The sequence below is a fragment of the Porphyrobacter sp. MBR-49 genome, assembly GCF_053628655.1.
Map to the genome: position 1 here is coordinate 56,142 of NZ_JBRJGU010000004.1, position 22,200 is coordinate 78,341.

Annotated in this window: 23 protein-coding genes and 1 other RNA gene; 10 read left to right on the forward strand and 14 right to left on the reverse strand. The window is 63.5% G+C overall.

Annotated elements, in window-relative coordinates; genetic code table 11:
* Positions 1-48 precede the first annotated feature (48 nt).
* Entirely contained in the window at positions 49-768 is a 720-nt protein-coding gene (locus ACSSV3_RS06495) for an arylesterase (protein WP_354323117.1), read from the forward strand.
* A 19-nt stretch (positions 769-787) separates the two neighbouring features.
* Here the strand turns inward: ACSSV3_RS06495 and recF are convergent, their stop codons facing one another.
* Positions 788-1,876, reverse strand: a complete 1,089-nt coding sequence (recF, locus tag ACSSV3_RS06500) for a DNA replication/repair protein RecF (RefSeq protein ID WP_354323119.1) — start codon at positions 1,874-1,876, stop codon at positions 788-790.
* 240 nt (positions 1,877-2,116) lie between these two features.
* Between recF and ACSSV3_RS06505 the strand changes: the two genes are divergently transcribed.
* From ACSSV3_RS06505 to ACSSV3_RS06515, 3 genes are read left to right on the forward strand one after another with little or no spacing between them, the layout of a single operon-like run.
* A complete protein-coding gene (locus tag ACSSV3_RS06505) occupies positions 2,117-2,230 on the forward strand; it encodes an enoyl-CoA hydratase (RefSeq protein WP_454184770.1) in 114 nt (37 codons plus the stop codon).
* Positions 2,231-2,269: 39 nt separating this feature from the next.
* Positions 2,270-2,383: an enoyl-CoA hydratase gene (locus ACSSV3_RS06510; RefSeq protein WP_354323122.1), complete on the forward strand. Its 114-nt coding sequence runs from the start codon at positions 2,270-2,272 to the stop codon at positions 2,381-2,383.
* 44 nt (positions 2,384-2,427) lie between these two features.
* Positions 2,428-2,643 carry a PspC domain-containing protein gene (locus ACSSV3_RS06515; RefSeq protein WP_354323123.1) on the forward strand — a complete coding sequence of 72 codons (216 nt, stop codon included), beginning with the start codon at positions 2,428-2,430 and terminating at the stop codon, positions 2,641-2,643.
* A 150-nt stretch (positions 2,644-2,793) separates the two neighbouring features.
* Here the strand turns inward: ACSSV3_RS06515 and ACSSV3_RS06520 are convergent, their stop codons facing one another.
* From ACSSV3_RS06520 to ACSSV3_RS06540, 5 genes are all read right to left on the reverse strand, one after another.
* Positions 2,794-3,576: an SDR family oxidoreductase gene (locus tag ACSSV3_RS06520; protein ID WP_354323125.1), complete on the reverse strand. Its 783-nt coding sequence runs from the start codon at positions 3,574-3,576 to the stop codon at positions 2,794-2,796.
* A 3-nt stretch (positions 3,577-3,579) separates the two neighbouring features.
* On the reverse strand, positions 3,580-4,101 hold the full coding sequence (locus ACSSV3_RS06525; RefSeq protein WP_354323574.1) for an NUDIX hydrolase: 522 nt from the start codon (positions 4,099-4,101) through the stop codon (positions 3,580-3,582).
* A gap of 167 nt (positions 4,102-4,268) precedes the next feature.
* Entirely contained in the window at positions 4,269-4,943 is a 675-nt protein-coding gene (locus ACSSV3_RS06530) for a TPM domain-containing protein (RefSeq protein WP_354323127.1), read from the reverse strand.
* A gap of 3 nt (positions 4,944-4,946) precedes the next feature.
* The gene (locus ACSSV3_RS06535; RefSeq protein ID WP_454184771.1) at positions 4,947-5,819 is read right to left on the reverse strand and encodes a TPM domain-containing protein; all 873 of its coding nucleotides are present in this window, start codon (positions 5,817-5,819) and stop codon (positions 4,947-4,949) included.
* 5 nt (positions 5,820-5,824) lie between these two features.
* Positions 5,825-6,427 (reverse strand): LemA family protein, encoded by a 603-nt coding sequence (locus ACSSV3_RS06540; protein ID WP_354323128.1) that lies wholly within the window; start codon positions 6,425-6,427, stop codon positions 5,825-5,827.
* 177 nt (positions 6,428-6,604) lie between these two features.
* Between ACSSV3_RS06540 and mscL the strand changes: the two genes are divergently transcribed.
* The gene (gene mscL / locus ACSSV3_RS06545; RefSeq protein WP_354323129.1) at positions 6,605-7,024 is read left to right on the forward strand and encodes a large conductance mechanosensitive channel protein MscL; all 420 of its coding nucleotides are present in this window, start codon (positions 6,605-6,607) and stop codon (positions 7,022-7,024) included.
* A gap of 100 nt (positions 7,025-7,124) precedes the next feature.
* Positions 7,125-7,466, forward strand: a transfer-messenger RNA (tmRNA) gene (gene ssrA / locus ACSSV3_RS06550).
* Positions 7,467-7,543: 77 nt separating this feature from the next.
* On the opposite strand, the gene ACSSV3_RS06555 is transcribed toward ssrA, so the two are convergent.
* The 4 genes from ACSSV3_RS06555 to ACSSV3_RS06570 all read right to left on the reverse strand — a co-directional run bounded on the left by ACSSV3_RS06555 (position 7,544) and on the right by ACSSV3_RS06570 (position 11,483).
* A complete protein-coding gene (locus ACSSV3_RS06555) occupies positions 7,544-7,795 on the reverse strand; it encodes a hypothetical protein (protein WP_354323578.1) in 252 nt (83 codons plus the stop codon).
* Between the two features lie 92 nt (positions 7,796-7,887).
* Positions 7,888-9,135 carry an N-succinylarginine dihydrolase gene (locus tag ACSSV3_RS06560; RefSeq protein ID WP_354323580.1) on the reverse strand — a complete coding sequence of 416 codons (1,248 nt, stop codon included), beginning with the start codon at positions 9,133-9,135 and terminating at the stop codon, positions 7,888-7,890.
* Positions 9,136-9,261: 126 nt separating this feature from the next.
* Positions 9,262-10,278 carry an arginine N-succinyltransferase gene (locus ACSSV3_RS06565; protein ID WP_354323130.1) on the reverse strand — a complete coding sequence of 339 codons (1,017 nt, stop codon included), beginning with the start codon at positions 10,276-10,278 and terminating at the stop codon, positions 9,262-9,264.
* Positions 10,275-11,483: a hydrolase gene (locus ACSSV3_RS06570; protein WP_354323132.1), complete on the reverse strand. Its 1,209-nt coding sequence runs from the start codon at positions 11,481-11,483 to the stop codon at positions 10,275-10,277. The genes ACSSV3_RS06565 and ACSSV3_RS06570 overlap by 4 nt, the downstream gene beginning before the upstream one ends.
* A 123-nt stretch (positions 11,484-11,606) precedes the next feature.
* On the opposite strand from ACSSV3_RS06570, the gene ACSSV3_RS06575 reads away from it, so the two are divergent.
* Positions 11,607-13,706 carry a malate synthase G gene (locus ACSSV3_RS06575; RefSeq protein WP_354323134.1) on the forward strand — a complete coding sequence of 700 codons (2,100 nt, stop codon included), beginning with the start codon at positions 11,607-11,609 and terminating at the stop codon, positions 13,704-13,706.
* 165 nt (positions 13,707-13,871) lie between these two features.
* Here ACSSV3_RS06575 and rsmA read toward each other — a convergent pair whose 3' ends face one another.
* From rsmA to ACSSV3_RS06595, 4 genes are all read right to left on the reverse strand, one after another.
* A complete protein-coding gene (gene rsmA, locus ACSSV3_RS06580; protein WP_354323135.1) occupies positions 13,872-14,702 on the reverse strand; it encodes a 16S rRNA (adenine(1518)-N(6)/adenine(1519)-N(6))-dimethyltransferase RsmA in 831 nt (276 codons plus the stop codon).
* Positions 14,695-15,726 carry a 4-hydroxythreonine-4-phosphate dehydrogenase PdxA gene (gene pdxA / locus ACSSV3_RS06585; RefSeq protein ID WP_354323137.1) on the reverse strand — a complete coding sequence of 344 codons (1,032 nt, stop codon included), beginning with the start codon at positions 15,724-15,726 and terminating at the stop codon, positions 14,695-14,697. The genes rsmA and pdxA overlap by 8 nt, the downstream gene beginning before the upstream one ends.
* On the reverse strand, positions 15,723-17,066 hold the full coding sequence (locus ACSSV3_RS06590; protein WP_454184772.1) for a peptidylprolyl isomerase: 1,344 nt from the start codon (positions 17,064-17,066) through the stop codon (positions 15,723-15,725). Before ACSSV3_RS06590 ends, pdxA begins: the two co-directional genes overlap by 4 nt.
* A gap of 204 nt (positions 17,067-17,270) precedes the next feature.
* Positions 17,271-19,541: an LPS-assembly protein LptD gene (locus tag ACSSV3_RS06595; RefSeq protein WP_354323139.1), complete on the reverse strand. Its 2,271-nt coding sequence runs from the start codon at positions 19,539-19,541 to the stop codon at positions 17,271-17,273.
* A 150-nt stretch (positions 19,542-19,691) separates the two neighbouring features.
* On the opposite strand from ACSSV3_RS06595, the gene ACSSV3_RS06600 reads away from it, so the two are divergent.
* The 3 genes from ACSSV3_RS06600 (at position 19,692) to ACSSV3_RS06610 (ending at position 22,199) form a co-directional block, all read left to right on the forward strand.
* Positions 19,692-21,152: a leucyl aminopeptidase gene (locus ACSSV3_RS06600; RefSeq protein WP_354323141.1), complete on the forward strand. Its 1,461-nt coding sequence runs from the start codon at positions 19,692-19,694 to the stop codon at positions 21,150-21,152.
* A 38-nt stretch (positions 21,153-21,190) separates the two neighbouring features.
* The gene (locus ACSSV3_RS06605) at positions 21,191-21,625 is read left to right on the forward strand and encodes a DNA polymerase III subunit chi (RefSeq protein ID WP_354323142.1); all 435 of its coding nucleotides are present in this window, start codon (positions 21,191-21,193) and stop codon (positions 21,623-21,625) included.
* Positions 21,626-21,686: 61 nt separating this feature from the next.
* Entirely contained in the window at positions 21,687-22,199 is a 513-nt protein-coding gene (locus ACSSV3_RS06610; RefSeq protein ID WP_354323144.1) for a YgdI/YgdR family lipoprotein, read from the forward strand.
* The last annotated feature ends 1 nt before the right edge of the window (position 22,200 follow it).

The following is a 22,200-nucleotide window of genomic DNA, read 5'->3' on the forward strand; positions in this document are numbered from 1 at the left end:
GCATAGTTGGTGGGGTGCGGGCAAGTTACTCGCAGGGGAGGTTCACGGATGCACAAGCGCGGTTGGTCGAATATTGCAGGGTTTGGCGCGTTTGCGCTGGTGTTGACAGCGTGCAGCGACAGCGCGGGCGAGGATGCGACCCGCGCTCCCGCAGCGGCTGCGGCGGGGGAAGCAGCCCTGCCAGCGATCCCGGTGATGGGGCCGGAACGGCGGATCATCGCCTTTGGGGATAGCCTGTTTGCCGGATACGGCCTCGATCCGGCGCAAAGCTACCCGGCGCGGCTGGAAGCGGCCCTGCGGGTGAAAGGCATCAACGCCGCGATCACCAATGCCGGGATTTCGGGCGATACGACCGCCGCGGGCCTGCAACGGCTGGCCTTCACGCTCGATGCGCAGGATCACAAGCCCGATCTGTTTATCCTTGAACTGGGCGGGAATGATCTGTTGCGCGGATTGTCGCCGGATGAAACCAAGGCCAATCTGGCCAAGATGCTCGATGAATTGCGCGCCCGCGATATTCCGGTGTTGCTGATGGGAATGCGCAGCCCGCCGAATTACGGGCCGGAATATCAGGCGCAGTTTGATGCGCTCTACCGCGATCTTGCCAGCGAATATGGCGCAGACCTGATCCCGTTCTGGCTGGACAACATTTACCGCGAGCCGAAGCTGTTCCAGTCCGACCGCATCCACCCCACGGCAGAGGGGATCGAACGGCTGGTCGCGGCGACTTTGGGCGAGGTTGCGGAGGCTTTGCCGGAGAAGAAGTAATTCGTCATTGCGCGGGGACTCACATTTTTTCCACTTCCCCCCCGCTGACCCGCCAGATCGCGGCCTCGCCCCTGATCGCGTCGAAGGGGGCAAGCTCGGTGCCGGTCATCCACACCTGCGCCCGCCCTTCGCGTAACCGGCGGAACAGCTCGGCGCGGCGCACCGGGTCGAGATGCGCGGCGACTTCATCGAGCAGCAGCACGCTGGGCCGCCCGGCCGAGGCCAGCACGCCGTGGGCCAGCGTGATCGCAATCAGCATCGCCTTTTGCTCTCCGGTGGAACAGGATGCGGCGGGCTGGCGGGTGGAGGCCATCACCACCTCCAATTCATCGCGCTGCGGCCCGGTGAGCGCGCGCCCCGCCGCCCGGTCGCGCGGGCGATTGCGGGCGAGGTCTGCGCGCAGCGCCACCTCGTCCACCGGCCCGCCGGGGCGATAGGTCAGCGCGGGGCGGGCGAAGGGTTCGGGTGGCAGGGCGGAAAGTTCGTCCGCCAATCGTGTCACCAGTGCGGCGCGGGTGCGCGCCACCGCCGCGCCATGATCGGCCGCCTGCGCCTCCACCGCGTCCATCCAATGCGGATCGCCGCCGCTTTCCAGCACGCGCCCGCGTTCGCGCAAGGCTGACTCCAGCGCATTCACCCGCCGCGCATGGTCGGGCGCTATGGCGAGCGCCATGCGGTCGATGAACCGCCGCCGCGCACCCGCGCTGTCGGTGAACAATCCGTCCATCGCCGGGGTCAGCCAGCTTAGCGCCAGCCATTCCGCCAGGCTCGCCGCGCTGGCGGGTGCGCCGTTGACCCGCACCAGCCGCCGTCCGGGCTGCCCGGCTTCGGTATAGGTGCCGAGCCGCGCGGAGATGGTGCCCGCTTCGGTCAGGCTCGCCCCGATGGCAAAGGGCAGGGGCGGGTCGTCCGGCGCAGCCCTGCGCGCCACCTCGCCAAGGTTGGCGCGCCGCAGCCCGCGCCCCGGCCCCAGCAACGACAGCGCTTCGAGCAGATTGGTCTTGCCTGCCCCATTCTCGCCCACCAGCAGGTTGAAATGCGCCGTATCCGCCAGCGTGGTCGCGGCGTGATTGCGGACATTTTCAAGGCTGATTTTGCTGAGCGCCATCGTGTCAGCGCGGGTAGCACAGGGGCGCGATTTGGCCAGTGCGGCACGCCTGAAATCCGCAATCCCAATCCTTGGTGTAAATTCCCAAGCTTTCGTTTGCCTGAACGGGTTGTCACAGGGGTGAAAGCAAGGAAACGGCGCAAATCAGCCATTTTTCGAGTTTGGCACGGCCCGTGCAAAGTGTTCTGCGTCCCCGGGATGGTCTCGCAGGACAGTAAAATACACCAAGGAGTTACCACCATGTTTGCCCAAGAAGTTTCAAACCGTCTGTTCGCCGCCGCTTTCTCGGTCGTCATTTCGGCCGCGTTTTTTGCCTATGCGATCGTGCCAGCCAGCCCCGGCCTTGTTGCCTGAGCCTGACCTCACCCAACTTTCATAAAAGGATCATTTCCCATGTTCGGCCCCGAAACCAGTGCTCGCTTCGTCTCTGCCGCCTTTGCTGTCGTGTTGACGGTTGCTAGCTTCGCCTATGCGATCATCCCCGCCAGCCCCGGCATGATGGCGTAACCCGCCGCGCCTGCTTCACTATTCGGATATGAGGGATTTTTGACATGAGCAACATCACCAACACCCCCGGTGGCAAGCCGCCGCGCGCCAGCTTCCACCTCGACAAGACCAACGCCAAGGTTTTCGGCGTGTGCGCCGGGATTGCCGATTATTTCGGCATTGATGCGATGCTGGTGCGGATCGGCTTTGTCGCCGCCACCCTGTTCGGCTTCGGCGCCCCGGTGCTGATCTACCTCGCTGTCGCGCTGATCGCGGATTGAGCCAACCGGCTGACAGGCGGAGCGGAATGACCCAGTTCGGGCCTTGCAAGGCCCGCAAGGGCGACCGCCCGCCGGCCGGAAGGCCGCCCCCTCGGCAGGCGATTGCGAAGCAATCTGCCGCGAGAGAAAAAGACTCCCGCTGCCCGGGTTTCACATCGCCGAGATGCCACCATCCAGTTTCAACTCAGCCCCGGTCATGAAGCGGCTTTCGTCGCTCGCCAGATAGAGCACCGCATTGGCGATATCGTTGGGCTCGCCCACGAATTTGAGCGGGATCTGACGCGCCAGCTTTTCCAGCAGCACACCCTTGTCGAGCGACGCCGCCTTGGCGGTCCCGTCAAGGATCGGCGTGTCAATAAAGGTCGGATGCACCGAATTGCAGCGGATGTTCATGTTTTTCTTCGCACAATGCAGCGCAATCGACTTCGACAGCATCCACACCGCCGCCTTCGAGGCATTGTAGGCGGGCATGGTATCGCTCGCGATCAATCCGGCGATGCTCGAGATATTGATGATCGACCCGGGCGCGTGTTCACGCATCAGCGGCAGGGCTTTCTGACAGCCGTGGAAAATCGAATTGACGTTGATGTCGAAACAGCGCTGCCAATCGGCAAAATCGCAAGTTTCGATATTGCCCGCAACCCCGATCCCGGCATTATTGACCAGCACGTTAAGCCCGCCGAGGTGTTCGCGCGCGGCGTCCACCGCTGCTTCCCACTGCATCGGATCGGTCACGTCATGCGCGATAGCAAAGGCGGTGCCCGCGCCCATTTCGGCATTGATCAGCGCCGCTGTTTCCTGCGCCCCCGCAGCGTTGATATCGGTCGCCAGCACCCGCGCGCCTTCCTGCGCCAGCCGGATGCAATGCGCGCGGCCCAGCCCCTGCGCCCCGCCGGTTACCAATGCGAGCTTGCCCGCTACCCGTCCTGCCATAATTCAATCCTCTCCCAAATATTCCGGTGTTTGTAACATTGCGATGCGCACGTCCACCGCGTGGCCCGCGCGCCGCCATTCGGCGACGAAGCGCGAAAGATCGCGCAAGGCGACCCGGTGGACGGTGATGTTTTCGCCTTCAGTCCCCCCGCCTTCACCGACGCGGGTAAGGTCGCGCGCGCGCAGCAGGGTGAAAGCTTCGGACACCATGCCGGGTGAGGAATAGAATTCGCCCAGCACCTCCAGCCGCGCAGCGCGGTAGCCGGTTTCCTCCTCCAGCTCGCGCGCGGCGGCGGTCAGTGCATCTTCGCCTTCGCCGCCGGCATCATCGCCGACCAGACCGGCCGGCAACTCCAGGCAGAAGCGGCCCAGCGGCACGCGGTATTGGCTGACAAGGATGACGTGGCGGGTGCCGTCGGTATCATCATCCAGCGCGATGATCACCGCCGCACGAATGCCGCGTGCGCGCCCGACATATTCCCACCGCCCGCGTTTCTTGGCGGTGATAAAGCGGCCTTCCCACATCACCTGTTCCGGCAGGTCAGCGTCGCGGTCTTTTTGCAAGATGAGAGTCCCCGTTCATCCTGAGCTTGTCGAAGGATTGCCCTTCTTCAGCGTTGGACAAGAAGTGAAGAGTGGCCCTTCGACAGGCTCAGGGCGAACGGGTCAAGCGCGAATTGAGGGGAGGGAACCTAAACCTCGATCAGGCGGTCAGGCAGTTCGTTCACATCATCCGCGCCGCGCGGGAAATGCTGTGCTAGCACAAAGCCGACATCGCCGATGCCCACCGCCAACCCTTCGGCAATTCGGCCTTTGCGGATTTCGATCAGCATATCGCCCATCGCTTCGCCCCACACCTCGGCGGAGACAACCGCAGCGATGCTTTCATCGGCGATGATTTCCGCGCGGTGTTCGCGCATCGACAGGTAGATCATCACCCCGGTGCGCCCGGTGGTGCGGCGATCCGCGCCCACCTTGAACTGGCGCACCGCCTGCGCGTGGACGCGGATGGTCTTGGTGGGGCCGGGGATGAGCAGGAACTTCAGCGGCTCCCACTGCTGCACCAGCATCACTGCAAGGAAGGTGAGCAGCCCCAACCCGATCACCATGCTGGCCAGCTCGCCGGTGCTCCATTGATGGCCCCAGCCGCCGATCAGGCGATCCCACAGGTCAAGGAACGGGAGCGGAAAGGCTGCGAACAGGCTCATCACGGTGAACGCCGCGCCCACCGCCCACAGCAAGGCGACATCGGTATAGCCGTCGGATCGGTCAGCCAGCACGGTCACGATCTCACCCGACGTCTGCGCCTCGGCTGCGGTCACGGCGTCAGCCACCAGCTTGCGCCCGGCTTCATCAAGATAGGCCATTTTCTACCACCCCCCCGATGCGCCGCCGCCGCCGAATGAACCACCGCCGCCGGAAAATCCTCCGCCGCCGCCGAATCCACCGCCAAAGCCGCCGCCGCCCCAGCCATCATCATCGCCGCCCGACAGCGCGCCGCGCAAAATCGCGCTGCCCACTTCCCACAGGATAATGTCGCGGGCGGTGTCGCCCATGTCGCGGCCCAGCGAACCTTCGCGCGCGCCCCACGGGCCAGCGCCCTTGGAACGATATTTGCGCCGCCGCCTGCGCCCGGACATGATCGGCAGGATGAAGAAGAAGACCATGAACGCCAGCCAGATCAGCACGCCCACGGGAAATCCGCCGTCGCCTGCGCGTTTCTTGCCCGCTTCGGCAGCGACCTTCGCGGCTTCTTCGGGGGGCAATTGCAGCTGGGTGATGATCGCATCGGTGCCTGCCTCGATCCCGCCGGGGAAATCCCCGTCGCGGAAAGCGGGCAGGATCTGGTTCTGGATGATCAACGCCGACAGCGCATCGGTCAGATAGCCTTCAAGCCCGTAGCCAACCTCGATCCGCACCTTGCGGTCGTTGGGCGCAACCAGCAGCAGCGCGCCGTCATTGCGGCTTTCATCGCCAAGCCCCCAGGCGCGCCCCAGCTGATAGCCGTAATCGGATATGTCATAGCCGTTGAGGTCGGGAACCGTGGCGATCACCAACTGGCGCTGCGATTGGGTTTCGAGCGCTTCCAGCTTCGCGGTCAGCCGCGCTTCGGCCTCGGGCGTCAGAATGTCGGCATTATCGACCACCCGCCCGGTGAGTTCGGGGAATTGCGGCTGCGCGGCGAGGGGCGCGGAAAGCCACACCCCCGCCAGCGCGAGCACTATTGCAAGGCGGCGAAACACGCCGATCAATTCGACGTCATATCAAGCGTCGGTGCCACTTCGGCGCCTTCGGTCACTGCCTTGTAAGGCACCATCGGTTCCGCGCCGTGGATGATGTTCGCGCCGATGGTGTCGGGGAAGGTGCGGATCGTGGTGTTATATTTGCGCACCGCTTCGTTGTAGTCGCGCAGCGCCACCGCGATGCGGTTTTCGGTGCCTTCAAACTGGCTCTGGAACGCGAGGTAGTTCTGGTTCGACTTGATCTGCGGATAGGCTTCGAAACTGGCCAGCAGACGCCCGATCCCGGCGCTCATCTGCGACTGCGCGGCAGCGAATTGCTCCATCTTGGCCGGGTCATTCAGATCATCGCCGGTAACATTGACGCTGGTCGCTTTGGCGCGCGCTTCGGTCACTTCGCGCAGGATGGTTTGTTCGTTTTCAGACGCGCCCTTCACAATCTCAGCAAGGTTGGGGATGAGATTGGCGCGGCGCTGGAACTGGGCTTCGACATCGGCCCACTTGGCCTTGGCTTCCTCCTCAGCCGCGGGGACCGAATTGATCCCGCAGGCCGCAAGGCTAAGCGCAGCGGCAGCGGCCAATGCGCCGCGCAGCATGGTGGTGAATTTCATCGAAATGATCCCTCCTGATGGCGCTGACCCCCCGATAGCGGACAGCGCGGCAACTCCTGTATTGTGGATATAGCACACCACTTTGCGGGTTCAAGCGGCGGGCTGCGGAAAGCTTGGCGCTTGGCAGCGCGCAAGTGGAGTGCCAGAAGGGCAGAATAGTGGATAAAGGGGATCAATATGCTATCGGATTTCAAGGCTTTCATCGCCAAAGGCAATGTCATGGACCTGGCCGTGGGGGTGATCATCGGCGCGGCATTCGGCGCAATCGTCAAATCGCTGACTGACGAGATCATCATGCCGGTGGTCGGCGCGATCTTTGGCAATATCGATTTTTCGGATCGCTACCTGGTGCTGTCAGGCGAAGTTGCGGATGGCACCACGCTGGCCGCAGCGCGCGAAGCGGGCGCAAATGTGATCGGGCTGGGGGCGTTCATTTCGGTGCTGATCAACTTTGTGATCCTCGCCTTCATCATCTTTCTGATGGTGCGGTATGTGACCAAGGTGAGCGCGCAGTTCAGCAAGCCCGAAGAGGCAGCCCCGGCTGGCCCGAGTGAGGTGGAACTGCTGACCGAAATTCGCGACGCGTTGAAGAAATAACCTTTGCTGTGTGAGCCCCCGCGCAGGCGGGGGCCTCCCAAGGCTTGGCGCTAATTTGCCGGGAGGTTCCCGCCTTCGCGGGAACGCACAATAGGGCTGCTCACTTCACATTCAGGATTGGCGCGCTATATCGGCGGTGTCGGGCAACCGACTATGGCGATAAATTGCTGCGTGCAATAGATGCAACGGACCCGGGGGCAGTACCCGGCGGCTCCACCAGAAACGGCGAATTTTCGCCAGTTCTGATGGGGCCGAACCAGGATCGACGTGTGTTGAAAAGCGTAGTTTTTGCCCGGGCTGAGTAACCCGCATAAGGCTCAAAAACCATAAGTGCCAACGATAACGAAGCACTCGCAATCGCTGCGTAATTGATGGGCTAACGCCCTGATATTATTAGGCTAAAAAGCGCGGTTGGACCGACCGGGCAACAGAACGGATTCCGGGGCTCCGGGGGTAGCTAGCAACAGAAACCCCCACCTTTACAGCAATTGTGAACTACGTCGGGCGCAGGCAACAGCCCTATTCGGACTTTGCGCCTTCGCCGCGCAGTTCGGCCAGTTCTTTTTCCAGCCGGATGCAATCGAGGATCTTCGCCCCGCCGAGGAACACCGCCCCGGTGGTCGCCAGAAACAGCAGTTTGCCGCCAAAGCCGGGATATTCGGTCAGATAGGCGCTGCCCCGCGCCGTTGCGCCAAGTGCCAGCGCATAGATGATCGCGAACGCCTCAAAGCGGTTCTTGATAATGAACAGCCTTCCAAGTTTGCGCAGCATCGCGTGTTCCGATCCTTGGCGGCCCTGCCTGTGCAGAGTCACGTTAATAATGCGGAAACCTTACCCTCAGCGTCGGGAAATGTGCAAACGCGTTAACCAAGTTGGGCCAGATTGAGCGTGTCCAGCAGCGCGAGGCGTGCCGAAATGACGCTGTTTGCGAGATTTTCCGAACCCAGATCAGCCGGATCGATCTGTTCGGGCCAATGCGCAGCGATGGTGCGTTCAATCAGATCGGCCTTGGCTTCGGTAAGCAGGAAGCGCGGATCGACGGTATCCGGCGCGCATACCACCCGCAGCCGTAGGCAGGCCGGGCCGCCACCGTTTGCCATCGACTGTTTCACATCGACCGGGATCACCTGCCGGATCGGGCCATTGCTCGCGAGCATCGCTTGCGCCCAAGCCCATACGCTGGCGCTTTCACGGCATTCCTCGGGCACGATCAACGCCATGCTGCCATCGGGAAGCGTGAGAAGCTGCGCGTTGAACAGATAGGTGCGGATCGCTTCCTGCAAGCTGACCGCGCTCGACGGCACCTCGACCACTTCGAGCGCAGGGAAGGCCGTGCGGATTGCGTCATAGGCCAGCTGCTGGTCGGCAAAGGCTTCGGCATGGGTGAACAGCACCGGGCCATTGGCGACCGCGACCACATCATTGTGGAACGCGCCTGCTTCAATCGCAGCCGGGTTCTGTTCGATGAACACCGTGCGCGCTGGATCAAGCCCGTGGCGGCGAGCGACAAGACGGCTGGCCTGTTCGTGCTGGCGCGCGGGGAAGCGCCCGCCAGTTTTGCCATAGACAAACACCTCGACACCCGGCGCAGCGTGGCTTTCGCACAATCGCAGATGATTGGCCGCGCCCTCATCGCCGAAGCTGCGCGGCACGGCATCGTGGATCGCGAAGTGCCGCGAATCGCCGAATGCGACCTCCAGTTGGCGTTTGGTATCGGGCCATTCCTGCGCGCGGTGGAGCATGGTGACGAGGTTGGCCGGCGTCAGGTGGCAACGCCTGTCGGCGGTATCCGAGGCGGGGCTGACGGTAGCGGCATTGGCGGTCCACATCGACGATGCCGACCACGGCGCGGCGCGCAATTGCGGCGGCTCACTGCCGTCCAATGCCAGCGCCTGCGCCAATGCATGGTTGGGGCGGGGCAGGGGTAGCAGGAACCCCTGCACACCCAGCCGCGCGAGGTTTCCGCGCATCTTCGCCACCCCCTGCAACGCCGCCGCGCGCGGGTAAGACGGATCGCCCGCATGGCTGGCGCTGGCGATATTGCCGAGGCTGAGGCCGGCATAATTGTGGCTGGGGCCAACGATTCCGTCGAAATTGATTTCGGTGAGCATTCCTGTGTCCATCCCGTCATTGCGAGCGACCGCAAGGTCGCGCGGCAATCCATGATCGAACCTTGCGGCAAGCGGGCGGGCCATGGATCGCCGCGTCGCTGCGCTCCTCGCGATGACGAGGGAAAATTACCGCGCCACGCTCCACACGGTATCGCCCTCGCTCACATCAAGCAGATCAGCGCTGGCCGAATCGATTGCGATGCCGCCGTCTGCGTCCAGCACCCGCGCACCAAAGCAAGCGCGGAAGGTGCCGAGCTGGCCGGTGGCAAGGATCGCCCGTTCACCTTCGCTGGCTGAAAGCGCGGTCACGCTTGCCCGCACGCTGCCCTTCACGCTGGTCACATCATCGGTATGCGCGACCATGGTTGGCCCGCCATCGAAGATATCGACATAGCCATCGTGGCGGAAGCCTTCGTTTTCGAGCATCCGCATCGCCGCGCGCCCGGTGGGGTGGGGCACGCCGATCACGCTGCGCGCATCATCATCCAGCATCGCGATATAGACCGGGTGTTTGGGCATCAGATCAGCGATGAACTGGTTGCCGTTGATCGCGTTGAAATAATCCGCGTCCTGAAAGCTCATCCCGAAGAACCGGCCGGCGACCCCGTCCCAGAACGGCGATCCGCCGCGTTCGTCAATGATCCCGCGCAGCTCCGCCAGAAGGCGATCGGCAAACCGCGCGCGGTGCATCGCCACGAACATATAACGCGACCGGGCGAGCAACAGGCCAAGCCCGCCCGCGCGTTCATTGGGGTGGAGGAACAATCCGCCGACCTCGCTCGATCCCTCAAGGTCGGTGACGAGGCTGAGCAGCTCGGCGCGCACCGTGCGGTCAAGTTCCTGCGAATATTGCGTCAGGGTGTTGAGGCGATAGGAATAGAACGGCCAGCGCTGGCCCACCTTGGTCATCAGCTGACAGGTGCCGCGCACCGTGCCGGTGCGGGCGTTTTCCAGCACCAACACGAACTGTTCGTCCACCAACTCATCGGCCTCGCGGGCAAAGGCCGCCTCGGCGCGTTCGAGCTTGGCCTTCAATGCGGCGCGGTCTGGCGGCAGGTTGGTGAAGCCCCCGCCGGTCAGCTTGGCCATTTCGTAGAGCGCCTCAAGATCGGCGGCACGCGCGGCGCGCAGGCGGAAGGTCACGATATTGCTCCCTGTTCTAAATGGCCCATTGCGAGGCGCTCTATCACGCGGGCGGATAACGCCGCGCGGGTCGTAAGGCTGGGGACGATCAGATATTCGTCAGGGCTGTGGATCGCGCCGCCCCGCACGCCCATGGTGTCGACCACCGGGACGCCGCAGGCCGCGATATTATTGCCATCGCACACCCCGCCGGTCGATTGCCAGCGGATGTCCTGCCCCAATTCGGCACCGCATTGGCGCACCAGATCGAACAGCTTTTGCGCGGCGGCATCGACCTTCTTGGGCGGGCGGGTCACGCCTCCGTGGCGATGGGTAGTGACTTGATGAACGGTTTCAATATCGCGCAGCAAGGTGTTGAGATCACGCTCGAACCCTTCCATCGCCGTGGTCGATTTCGGGCGGATGTTGAAACGCAATACCGCATGGTCGGGCACGACATTATTCGCCGCGCCGCCCTCCAGCTTGGCCGGGTTGATGGTGAGATCATCACGCTCCAGTGCCTTCAGCCGCAGAATCAGATCGGCGGCGGCGACAATCGCATTGCGCCCTTCATGCGGGTTGCGCCCGGCGTGGGCGGACTTGCCGGTGATCGTGATCGAATAATTGCCCGTGCCGCCGCGTTCATGCGCCAGCGTCCCATCGGGCAGGGCGGCCGGTTCATAGGTCAGCGCGGCGAGTTTGCCTGCTGCCAGTTCGGAAATCAGCGCGCTGCTCGCCAGCGAACCGGTTTCCTCGTCCGCATTGATCAGCACATCATAGCCGAGGCTGGATGCGCTGGCGGTCTGCTCAAACGCCAACAGCGCGTGGAGCATCACCGCGATCCCGCCTTTCATATCGGCCACGCCGGGGCCGTTCAGCGTCTGATCGTCCAGCCAGCGCTGGTGTTGAAAGGCGTGATCGGCGGCGAACACCGTGTCCATATGCCCGGTCAACAGGATGCGGCGGTTGGCCTGCGGGCGTACCCGCACCACCAGATGCTGGCCGTGGGGCTTGTCGAACGCGCTGCCATCGGCGGCAATCGCGGTGACGGGGGCGGGGGCGATCATCTCCACCGTACCGGGCAGCGCGGCGAATGCCTCGACCAGCGCGGCGGCCTGCTGGGCGAGGCCGGGAAGATTGCCGGTGCCGGTGTTGATCGCGCTCCACGCCTGCACCTGTGCCAGCATGGCGGCGGCATCGAAGGCGGACGGTGTGATCGCGGTCATCCCCCACCTCTAGCCGCGTGTGCGCGCCAGTCCAACCCGTTGCAAAGTGCGCAGGCCTGCGCCATAGGGTTAGCCGTCCTCTCCTCCCCAGGTCTGCCCCACGCCAGCACCACGAGGACTTGAATGACTGACATGACCACCCGCGCCGGAATTGCGATTGATTCCCGCTTGGCGGCTTTCCTTGAAACGCAAGTTTTGACTCCGCTGGGCCGCGATGTTGCGGCGTTCTGGCAGGGCTTTGCCGCGCTGCTGCCGGAGTTTGCCCCGCGCAATGCGGCGCTGCTGGCGAGGCGCGATGAATTACAGGCGCAGATCGACGCATGGCACGTCGCGCGGGCTGGAAAGCCACATGATCCAGTTGCTTACAAGGCATTTCTCGAAAGCATCGGATATCTGGTGCCCGAGCCCGGTGATTTCCAGATCGGCACGCAGAATGTCGATCCCGAGATCGCCACGATGGCCGGGCCGCAGTTGGTGGTGCCGATCCTCAACGCGCGGTTTCTGTTGAATGCGGCCAATGCGCGCTGGGGCAGCCTGTATGATGCGTTCTACGGCACCGATGCGCTTGATGCGCCCCCGGCGCAGCCTGGCGGCTATGACGCGGCGCGCGGCGCGGCGGTGATCGCGCGCGGGCGGCAGTTTCTTGACGACTCTTTCCCGCTCGCACGCGGCAGTTGGGCCGATCTGATCGCGCGCGAGGGCATCACGCTGGCCGATCCGGCGCAATATATTGGCGAGACTGAAAAGGGTGTATTGCTCAAAAACAATGGATTGCACGTCGAAGTGGTGTTCGATTCCACCACTCCTGTCGGCGCGACTGATCGCGCCGGGATCGCCGATATCATGGTCGAATCCGCGCTCACCACCATTGCCGATTGCGAAGATTCGGTCGCTGCGGTCGATGCCGAGGACAAGCTTGCCGCCTATGCCAACTGGCTCGGCGTGATCCGCGGCACGCTGGAGGAAAGTTTTGAAAAGGGCGGGCGCACGCTCACCCGGCGATTGGCGGGCGACAAGTCCTACACCACCCCCGATGGCTCCACCCACGAGCTGCCCGGCCGCAGCCTGCTGTTCGTGCGCAATGTCGGCCACCTGATGACCAACCCGGCGGTCCGGCTTTCAGATGGCTCCGAAGTGCCGGAAGGCATCATGGACGCGGTGTTCACCTCCGCTATCAGCACGCTCGATGTCGAGGGGCACGGCATCTACGGCAACTCGCGTTGCGGATCGATCTACATCGTCAAACCCAAGATGCACGGGCCGGAAGAATGCGCCTTCACCAACGATCTGTTCGATGCTGTGGAAGACCTGCTCGGCCTGCCGCGCCACACGATCAAGGTTGGCGTGATGGACGAAGAACGCCGCACCAGCGCCAACCTTTCCGCCTGCATCCACGCGGTGCGTGACCGGATCGTGTTCATCAACACCGGCTTCCTTGATCGCACCGGGGACGAAATTCATACGTCGATGCGCGCCGGGCCGATGCTGCGCAAGGGCGCGATGAAGGGGTCTGACTGGCTGCGCGCCTATGAAGCAAGGAACGTCGCTATCGGCCTCAAACACGGCCTGTCGGGCAAGGCGCAGATCGGCAAGGGCATGTGGGCCGCGCCCGATCTGATGGGGCAGATGATGGTCGAGAAAATCGGCCACCTAAAGGCGGGTGCGAACACCGCGTGGGTGCCATCCCCCACCGCCGCGACGCTGCACGCGCTGCATTATCACGCGGTGGACGTGTTCGCGGTGCAGAAGGAATTGCCCGAAGCGCCGGGGCTGGACGCGCTGCTGGCGATCCCGCTGGCGGGGCGCGCGAACTGGTCGGACGAGGAACTGCGCGAGGAACTCGACAATAATTGCCAGGGGCTGCTGGGCTATGTGGTGCGCTGGATCGATCAGGGGGTGGGCTGTTCCAAGGTGCCGGACATTAATGATGTCGGCCTGATGGAAGACCGCGCGACCTTGCGCATTGCCTCGCAGCACATCGCCAACTGGCTGCTGCACGGAGTGGTTTCCGAAGCGCAGGTGATGGATTCGCTCACCCGCATGGCCGCCAAGGTCGATGCCCAGAACGCAGGCGATCCGCTCTATGTGCCGCTGACGGGGAACGAAGACGGCGCGGCGTTCAGCGCGGCAAAGGACTTGATCTTCAAGGGGGTGGACCAGCCGAGCGGCTATACCGAACCGCTGCTCCACGCGTGGCGGCAGGTGGCGAAGGGGCAAGGCTAAGACGCGCCGTTGCCAAGCGCGACGAAGGCAACTCGGAAAGTGGGTAGTTTTTGCCCATCTGCGTCACCCCAGCGAAAGCTGGGGCCCAGGGCTACAAGGTGCTGCGCTGGCCGCCTGAGATCCCAGCTTTTGCTGGGATGACGAAGGACAGCAGCCATGTGGCCGCTAGCGGTTATTCACCAAGGCCCGCGCCACCGCCACAAACTCCGCCACACTCACCGTCTCTGCCCGCCGCGTCTCGTCGATCCCCAGCGCCGCCAGCGCCTCCAGCGCGCCCGGCACGCCCTTCAGGCTCTGGCGCAGCATCTTGCGGCGTTGGCCGAAGGCGGCTTCGGTCAACCGTTCGAGCAGTCGGGCAGAAACCCCGTCGGGCATCGCGGTGGGGGTGACGTGGACAACCGCGCTCATCACCTTGGGCGCGGGGGTGAAGGCGCTGCGGTGGACTTTCATCGCCAGCCGTGCGTCGCTGCGCCATTGGGCGAGCACGGCGAGGCGGCCATAGGCATCGTCGCCTGCCGCGGCCACGATGCGGTCGGCCACTTCGCGCTGGAACATCAGGGTGAGCGATTGCCATAGCGGCGGCCAGCTTTCCCCCGATAGCCAGCGCACGAACAGCGCGGTGCCGACATTGTAAGGCAGGTTCGACAAGACGTGGAACGGCGCGCCATCCATCACTGCGTTGTGATCGATTTTGAGCGCATCGCCTTCGATTACAGTCAGTTGTCCGGGAAAGCTCTCCCCCAGTTCAGCCAGCGCGGGCAGGCAGCGACGGTCCATTTCGATCGCGGTGACGCGCGCTCCGGCCCTGAGCAGCGCCCGGGTCAGCCCGCCGGGGCCGGGGCCAACTTCGAGCACCTGCGCGCCCGCAAGATCGCCCGGCAGCGCCGCGATCCGCGCCAGAAGCTGTTCATCGAGCAGGAAATTCTGTCCCAATGCCTTGGACGCGGCGAGGCCATGGCGTTGAATAACCTCACGGATCGGGGGAAGGTCAGGCACGCGCCGCCGCCCGCGCCTTCGCCATGTCCGCCGCCATCACAATCGCAGCCGCCATCGCGCCGGGATCGGCAACGCCTTTGCCCGCGATGTCGAAGGCGGTGCCATGATCGGGCGAGGTGCGGATGATCGGCAGGCCCAGCGTCACATTGACGCCTTCATCAACTTCCAATGCTTTCAGAGGGATAAGCGCCTGATCGTGATACATGCACAGCGCCGCGTCATAGGTGGCGCGCATCCTTGGCGTGAACAGCGCATCGCCGGGGACGGGGCCGAAGGCGGCGATCCCTTCAGCCTGCAAGGCGGCGATGGCGGGCGCAATCACGCGCGCTTCTTCATCCCCGAATTGCCCGCCTTCACCGGCGTGGGGGTTGAACGCCGCAATCGCAAGACGCGGGGCCAACACCCCGAAATCGCGACGTAATCCGGCTGCGACAATGCGCGCCTTATGGGTGATAAGGTCGGACGAAAGCAGCCCCGGCACCTTGGCCATCGGCACGTGGACGGTCAGCGGCACGGTGCGCAAAGATGGCCCCGCCAGCATCATCACCGCATCGCGCCAGCCCATGCCGCAGGCGTCGGCGAGAAATTCGGTCTGCCCCGGATAATCCCAGCCGATGGCGGCCAAGGCACCCTTAGCCACCGGCGCTGTCACCAGCCCTACAGCGACCTCGGTCAGCGCTAATTTTGCCCCCCGGTTAAGCGAGGCAAGCGCCAGTCTGGCGCCGTCTGGAGAGGGTCTAGCGGGGGTCAAGGGCCCATCAAGCCCGGTCAAGACCGGCAGTCCTACAGCCGTAGCGGCGATCGCCTCGACTGGATCGGCAATCGGCACGATCGGGCAGTCAATCCGCAGTCGTTCAGCCGCCGCGCGCAGCAATTCCGGCCCGCCGACCACAAGGGCGGGCGGCGCGCGCCGTTCTGCCCGTAGCCGCGCCCACGCGCCAAGGATGACCTCAGGCCCGATCCCGGCTGGATCGCCGAGCGTAATCGCCAGCGGGCCGGGCGGAGATTTGGGCGCCGCGCTCAATTGTACTCGATATAGGCGTCGTTGCGCAGATCGCGCAGGTAACGCTGGGCGCGCTTGTTGACGCGCTCTTCTTCGATCTGGTCCATCACCGCAGCGAAGGTTGGCGCGCCGGAATCTGCAGGGTCATCGCGCCCGCACACCATCAACACCCGCACGCCTTCCTCGACCGAGCCGAACGCCGGAGTCGTCTGACCGATCTGGAGGTTGAGGAGGAGGGCGCGCAACTGTTCGGGCAGGTTGGCAGCCTTGATCTGGTCGTTCGATACGACATTGGCACCAATCGCGGCTGCGCCCGCATCAACATCGCTGCAACCACGCAAGGATTCGACGAAGGCACCGAATTGCGTGACCCTGGCTTCGGCCTGCTCCTGCGTGGTGCCGGGGTCAAAGCTGATCGATATCTGCTTGAGGCTGAGCAGTGCCTCGTTCGGATCGGGCATCAGCACCTGGCGTTTGTTGATCAGGTACAGGATCGAAAAACCACCGGGAATTTCGACCGGCCCCTGCAATTGTCCGGGCTGCATCGTGCGGGCTACGGTCGCCAGTTGTGGTGGCAATTGTCCCAGCCGTACCCAACCCAGATCGCCGCCAACCACCGCAGTGGTCGCTTCGGAGAACTGCCGCGCATAGGCGACAAAGCTGCCCCCGGCTTGCAATTGCTCCATGATCTGCTGCGCATTGTTGAGCACCGCAGCGCGGTTTTCCGCCGTGGACGAAAGGAATATCTCGCCAAGCCGGTATTCGTCCGTGCCCTTGGCTTCGTTGAGTCGCTGGAGCACGTCATTCACTTCGTCGGCCGAGACATTGACAAATGGCATGATGTTGCGACGCAGCAGGTTTTCCCACGCCACTTCGCCTTCGATCTGGCGTTTGAGCGCCGCGGGGGACGATCCGATGGAGATTAGATACTCGTCCATCTTCTTCGGCTCGCTACCGAAATTTTGCCCCGCGAGCTGCTGATAGGTCTGCTCTACCTCGGCCGGGCTTACGGGCAGCTCGGCTGCGGCAGCGGCCTGGATCTTGAGCGTTTCATCGATCAGGTTGCGCAGCACCTGCACCCGCAGGCGCAACATTTCCTCATCGGAAATCTCGGTTTCGGATGCAGCGGTAATCAATGCGACGCGTTGATCAATATCGGTGCCGGTGATCACAAACCCATTGACCACCGCCATAGCTGTGCGCCGGTCAGGGTCAGCCTTGCCGAACAGGGTGATATCTTCGGGCAGGCCAAACGGATTGTCAGCCGTGGGAACCGCCACGGTTTGCGCCGGTGCAGAAACAGGCATTACCGCCAGCGTGATAAGGCCAGCGGCCCCCAGCGTGGCTGCGGTTCTGGCCAAAAGTATTTTGGAAAACAGCTTCACACTCACTCGATCAATCCCGCCTTATGGTCGAAAAATTCTGCGCAACCCGTCACGCACGCCCAGCCCTTTCATAACAGGGCTGAATGGAAGCTGAGCCTTGCCCGACCTTGGTCAGAGCACGGCTCGCTATCCGATGCGAGCCCTTTAGACCGATTTATCCGCGCTGCCAATTCGTGTGCGCTATCGGAACCCCAGATTGCGCAGTGCGAAGAATACCTGAAACGTGCTGCCGCGCCGCGCATCGCCCGCAGTGATGAAATCGCGCCGCCAGGTTGCGCCGAATTCCATCGTATCATCCTGATAGGCAAAGCCCAGCCGGGTGCGGATCGGTTCAAATCCGTCGGGCATAAAGATCGGGTCATCTTCGGCATCAGTCAGGTTGAACACGCCTGATCCGAACACCGACCATTTGCGCCCGATTGCAACCCGGCCGGCGGCGCGCAGTTCTTCGCGGTCGCGCAGGTCTTCGACCGTTTGAATGTTGCGATTGAGCCGGAGATAGCCGAATTCTAGATAGTTGCGGCGCGATCCGACCGCCGCGTCGATCTCGTTACGGCGGATCGCACCATTATCCTTGTCGAGCCGGAAGCGGTGCGTGAATTTCACGAAGTCGCGGAACCGCACTTCGGTGCGCCCGACAAAATCCGATACCCGTTCGGACAGGCCGGTGCCTTGGGGAAACAAACCATCCGACTCCGCTTCGATCCGGAACGATTGGCCGATGGTCGATTTGATCCGCCAGCCGGGGCGTTGCAGTTCCCAGTCGACCCCCCAGGTCATCCGCGTGCCGTCTTCAACCTGATCATAGCCGGGGAAGCGGTTGAGTGCGAACAGGTTTGAATCCTCAAGATCGATCGCGCGCGAATCTTCGTTGGGCACGGCGAGGTTGCGGATATTGGGGGTGGCGACGAATTGCAGGCGCGGTTTGAATACCTGCGTTCCGCCAAACGCCTGACCTACAAACGGCCATTCAATATCAAGCGCAGCGGTGGCAACCCCGCGTGCGGTCCAGCCTTCGTTGCCGCGATAGCTTAGGGTGGTAGTCGCATCGGTGTTGTTGGTGTGGAAGGCATCGCCGCGCACCAGCCCGGTCAGCGTGACTACCTGACCCATGCCGGTCAACCGCCGCAGGTTCCACTGCGCTCCGGCAAAGGCGCGCTGCGTATCCTGCCCATCATCGCGCAGCAAGGCGACACTGTTGGCCTGAAACTGCAGGTCGCCGCCCAGCACCGGATTGGCGAGTTTCTGGCGGTAATCAATCGCGGGCAGCGCGACCGGGATCTGGCCTTGCTGCGCATTGATGCGCAGCGTCTGCGTCGCCCAGCCGGCAATCGACAGATAGGACAGATCGGTAATGCGTTCGAGATTGGCGGTCGAGCGTAGCCGGTCATCGCGGCTGATATCATAGCGCCGCAAAAAGGTGCGGTCACTCGCCCGCCGGAACGAACCGGTCAGGCTCCAGTCGGGCGAGAGCTGAAACCGGCCGTTGCCTTCGATATAGCCGCGCAGATCGCGCTCTACGCTTGGCGCGCCGGTCAGATCGGTCAGCCGGTCGCTGGACGTAACGAAACCGGTGATCTGATAGGCTCCCTTGTCGGTCAGTTGCCGCCATTTGGCACTGGCCATCGGCGCGACCTTGGTGAAGGCAAAAGCCCCCAATGTCAGATCGGCATTGTCGGCCACGCGCACGTAATATTCGCTGCTCAGTTCCAGACCGTTAACCCGCGAGATGCGCACGTCGGGAACCAGAAAGCCCGACGTGGCCTTGCCATCGGTGCGTAGCGAGAGGCCCGGCATCGGCAGGACGCGGGCACCGAACAGTTCGAGCACCGCGCCCTTGAAGCGCACGGTGTTCTGGTTCTGGTCGTAGATCACGCGGTCGGCGGTGACACGCCAACTGGGGTCTTGCGCGCAGCTTTGCGGGTCGATGACAGGGCAGGCGGTGTAGGCAGCGTCGGTGAAAATCGCCACGCCGTTTTCGTCGCGATCGGCTGAGCGCGCAGCCAGCCTGCCGCCCGCACGTAGCGCGATCAGCAATTCGGACATCGCACCAGTATCAAAGGTTTCGGTCAGTTCGACCTGATCGGTGAACAGTTGGTTGCCCGTTTCGTCCACCAGGCGGACATTGCCGGTGGCGATGATCCGGCCGGTGCGGCGATCCCAAGTGATTTCATCGGCGCGCACGGATCGGTCTTCGGAACGCAGGATCACATTGCCGCGCGCGATGATGGTTTCGGCCTCTTTGTCGTAGGCAATCTGGGTCGCTTCGAAATCGATTGCGCGCGGTGCTGTTTCAGCGGCCTCGACGGGCGGCGGTTCCTGCGCGGCCACAGGCGCGGACAATGCGATCAGCGTGAAGCCCAGCACTGCACACGGCACCGCGCCCCGCGCCGGGAGGCGCAGGCCATAGCGCGCGGCGCTGCGCGATCCATTCAACGAGCCTCCCGACATGGCCTTGCCTATTGCATTGCTCGCGCCTAATCGCAATCGCGTTTGCGGCCCGTCGCGCGCGCTTGTTGGTAAGTGCCCGATGGGCTGCTGTTGCGCCGCGCGAAAGCATATGCCGATCCGGCGCGTCGACCACAAAATTGCGGAGAACCCATGCAGATAATTTTCACCTCCACCCCGCCTTCCACCGTCCGTCTGCACGCCCGCGTGGTTAATCAGGGGGCGGCGTTGACCGGGCTGGACGCGGCACTGGTTGAAGGGGCGGCGGCATCGCGCTTTTCCGGGCGCGCGGGGCAGGTGTTTGAAAGTTTCGCTAGCGTCGAAGGCGCGGTGAAACGGATTGCGCTGGCGGGCGCGGGGGAGGCTGACGGGGCCGACCGGCGGCTCGATTGCGAACGCGCGGGCGCAGCGCTGACGGCGAAATATCTGGTTTCGACCGAGCGTGCGATGGCGCTCGATCTGGGGCAGGCGGGATTGTCGGCGGACGATGCGGCGGCGGTGCTGCTCGGTCTCAGGCTGCGCGGCTGGCGGCACGACAAGTATCGCACCAAGCTGTCGGCTGAAAAGCGCCCCAGCCTTGAAACCGTGCACGTCATCAATGCCCCCGCGGGAACCGAAGCCGCGTGGGAACGCGAAGCCGCGCTGGCCAAGGGCGTCGAATTCACCCGCTATCTGGTGACCGAAGCGCCCAATGTGATCTACCCCGAAACCTTTGTTGCCGCCTGTCAGAAAGCCTTCGCCGGGACGGGCGCGGACATCACCGTGTTGAGCGAGGCCGAAATGGAAGCGCTCGGCATGGGCGCGCTGGTTGCGGTGGGGCGCGGGTCGGAACGCGAATCGAAACTGATCGCGATCCGCTGGAACGGCGGCGCAGCGGACGAAAAGCCGACCGTGTTCGTCGGCAAGGGCGTCACCTTCGATACCGGCGGCATCTCGTTGAAGCCCGGCCCCGGCATGGAAGACATGAAGTGGGACATGGGCGGGGCAGGCGCTGTGGCTGGCGCGATGCTGGCCATCGTCACCCGCAAGGCCAAGGCCAATGTGATCGGCGTGATGGGCCTCGTTGAAAATATGCCCGACGGCAAGGCGCAGCGCCCCGGCGATATCGTCACCACCATGAGCGGGCAGACAGTCGAAGTGCTCAACACCGATGCCGAAGGGCGGCTGGTATTGTGCGACGCGCTGCACTGGGCGCAGGAACAATATGACGCGGCACGGATCGTCGATCTCGCCACGCTGACCGGGGCGATGATCATTGCGCTGGGCAACGAACATGGCGGGATGTTCGCTAATGACGATACACTGGCTGAGCAGTTGGCCGCGGCAGGCAAGGCCAGCGGTGACAAGCTGTGGCGGATGCCGCTGGGTGCCAATTACGACAAACTGATCGATTCGCAGATTGCTGACATGAAGAATGTCGGCCCGCGTGAAGGCGGATCAATCACCGCTGCGCAGTTCCTGCAACGCTTCATCAAGGACGGCACGCCGTGGGCGCATCTCGACATTGCCGGGATGGTGTGGGCGGCCAAACCGGGCCACTCGTGGGAGAAAGGCGCAACCGGATACGGCGCGCGCCTGCTCGAACAATTCGTGCGCGATGTGGTGGAGGGATAACCATCTTCAAATAGCGGAGCGGTAGGACAGCAAGAACTATGAAGTTGGACTTCTGGCAAGTCACCACCGACCCTATCGAAAAGGTTGTCGCCCTGATCGCCAAGCGGACGCTGGCGGAGGGCGCGCGGTTGCTGGTGGTGTCGGATGATGCCCAGCAGCGCGCCGCCATTGCCCGCGCGCTGTGGCAGGCGGGGCCGGAGAGCTTCCTTGCCAATGGTGAGGCCGATGCGACCGGCGGGGCGGATCAACCGATCCTGCTGTCCGCTGAACCTGCCGCCAGCAACGGGGCGAGCCACCTGATCCTTGCCGACGGGGTGTTTCGCGATACCCCCGGCTTTGCCCGCGTGTTCCTGCTGTTCCCGCCCGATGCCGCACCCGCCGCGCGGGCTGCATGGCGCGCGCAGGATGGCAAGGATGATGTGGAACGCGCCTACTTCGCGCAGGAAGACGGGCGTTGGGTCAAGAAAGGCTGAGGGCTTGCCGCAGCAACCCGAATCAATGATATTGATGCGCGTAATGTGAGGGGGATTGCAGATGCGTAAGGTGGCATTGGTATTGGCAAGCAGCGCGGCATTTTTGCTTACCGCCTGCGGTTCGGAAACCTCGGGTGAATTCACTACCAAGGACGGCGAAACCGCCGAATACACCATCGACAAGGATACCGGCGAAACCAGTATGACGGTCGAAGGGCCCGATGGCACCGCCACCTTGCGTTCGGGCGCGGATGTGCCGGTCAGCCTGCCCGCCGGTTTCAGCCTGTTTCCCGGATCAAAGGTGATCACCAACACCGTTGTCAACCAGCCCGGTGGGCAGGGGACAATGGTGATGTTCGAGGCAGACGCCGCCGCCGACACAATCATCGCCCATTACCGCGATCAGGCCAAGGCCGCCGGGTTCGCGATCCAGATCGAAATGAACACCAACGGCACCCTGATGATCGGCGCAGAGCGCGAGCGCGACGGTTCCACGATGTCGATCACCGCGACCGACAATCAGAAGGATGCAACCACCGGACAGATCATCATCGGCAGCAAGACCGGCGGATAAT

Coding starts and splice junctions, on each gene's coding strand:
- ACSSV3_RS06495 (WP_354323117.1), top strand. CDS start 49: ATGCACAAGCGCGGTTGGTCGAATATTGCAGGGTTTGGCGCGTTTGCG.
- recF (WP_354323119.1), bottom strand. CDS start 1,876: ATGGCGCTCAGCAAAATCAGCCTTGAAAATGTCCGCAATCACGCCGCG.
- ACSSV3_RS06505 (WP_454184770.1), top strand. CDS start 2,117: ATGTTTGCCCAAGAAGTTTCAAACCGTCTGTTCGCCGCCGCTTTCTCG.
- ACSSV3_RS06510 (WP_354323122.1), top strand. CDS start 2,270: ATGTTCGGCCCCGAAACCAGTGCTCGCTTCGTCTCTGCCGCCTTTGCT.
- ACSSV3_RS06515 (WP_354323123.1), top strand. CDS start 2,428: ATGAGCAACATCACCAACACCCCCGGTGGCAAGCCGCCGCGCGCCAGC.
- ACSSV3_RS06520 (WP_354323125.1), bottom strand. CDS start 3,576: ATGGCAGGACGGGTAGCGGGCAAGCTCGCATTGGTAACCGGCGGGGCG.
- ACSSV3_RS06525 (WP_354323574.1), bottom strand. CDS start 4,101: ATGTGGGAAGGCCGCTTTATCACCGCCAAGAAACGCGGGCGGTGGGAA.
- ACSSV3_RS06530 (WP_354323127.1), bottom strand. CDS start 4,943: ATGGCCTATCTTGATGAAGCCGGGCGCAAGCTGGTGGCTGACGCCGTG.
- ACSSV3_RS06540 (WP_354323128.1), bottom strand. CDS start 6,427: ATGAAATTCACCACCATGCTGCGCGGCGCATTGGCCGCTGCCGCTGCG.
- mscL (WP_354323129.1), top strand. CDS start 6,605: ATGCTATCGGATTTCAAGGCTTTCATCGCCAAAGGCAATGTCATGGAC.
- ACSSV3_RS06555 (WP_354323578.1), bottom strand. CDS start 7,795: ATGCTGCGCAAACTTGGAAGGCTGTTCATTATCAAGAACCGCTTTGAG.
- ACSSV3_RS06560 (WP_354323580.1), bottom strand. CDS start 9,135: ATGCTCACCGAAATCAATTTCGACGGAATCGTTGGCCCCAGCCACAAT.
- ACSSV3_RS06570 (WP_354323132.1), bottom strand. CDS start 11,483: ATGACCGCGATCACACCGTCCGCCTTCGATGCCGCCGCCATGCTGGCA.
- ACSSV3_RS06575 (WP_354323134.1), top strand. CDS start 11,607: ATGACTGACATGACCACCCGCGCCGGAATTGCGATTGATTCCCGCTTG.
- ACSSV3_RS06595 (WP_354323139.1), bottom strand. CDS start 19,541: ATGTCGGGAGGCTCGTTGAATGGATCGCGCAGCGCCGCGCGCTATGGC.
- ACSSV3_RS06600 (WP_354323141.1), top strand. CDS start 19,692: ATGCAGATAATTTTCACCTCCACCCCGCCTTCCACCGTCCGTCTGCAC.
- ACSSV3_RS06605 (WP_354323142.1), top strand. CDS start 21,191: ATGAAGTTGGACTTCTGGCAAGTCACCACCGACCCTATCGAAAAGGTT.
- ACSSV3_RS06610 (WP_354323144.1), top strand. CDS start 21,687: ATGCGTAAGGTGGCATTGGTATTGGCAAGCAGCGCGGCATTTTTGCTT.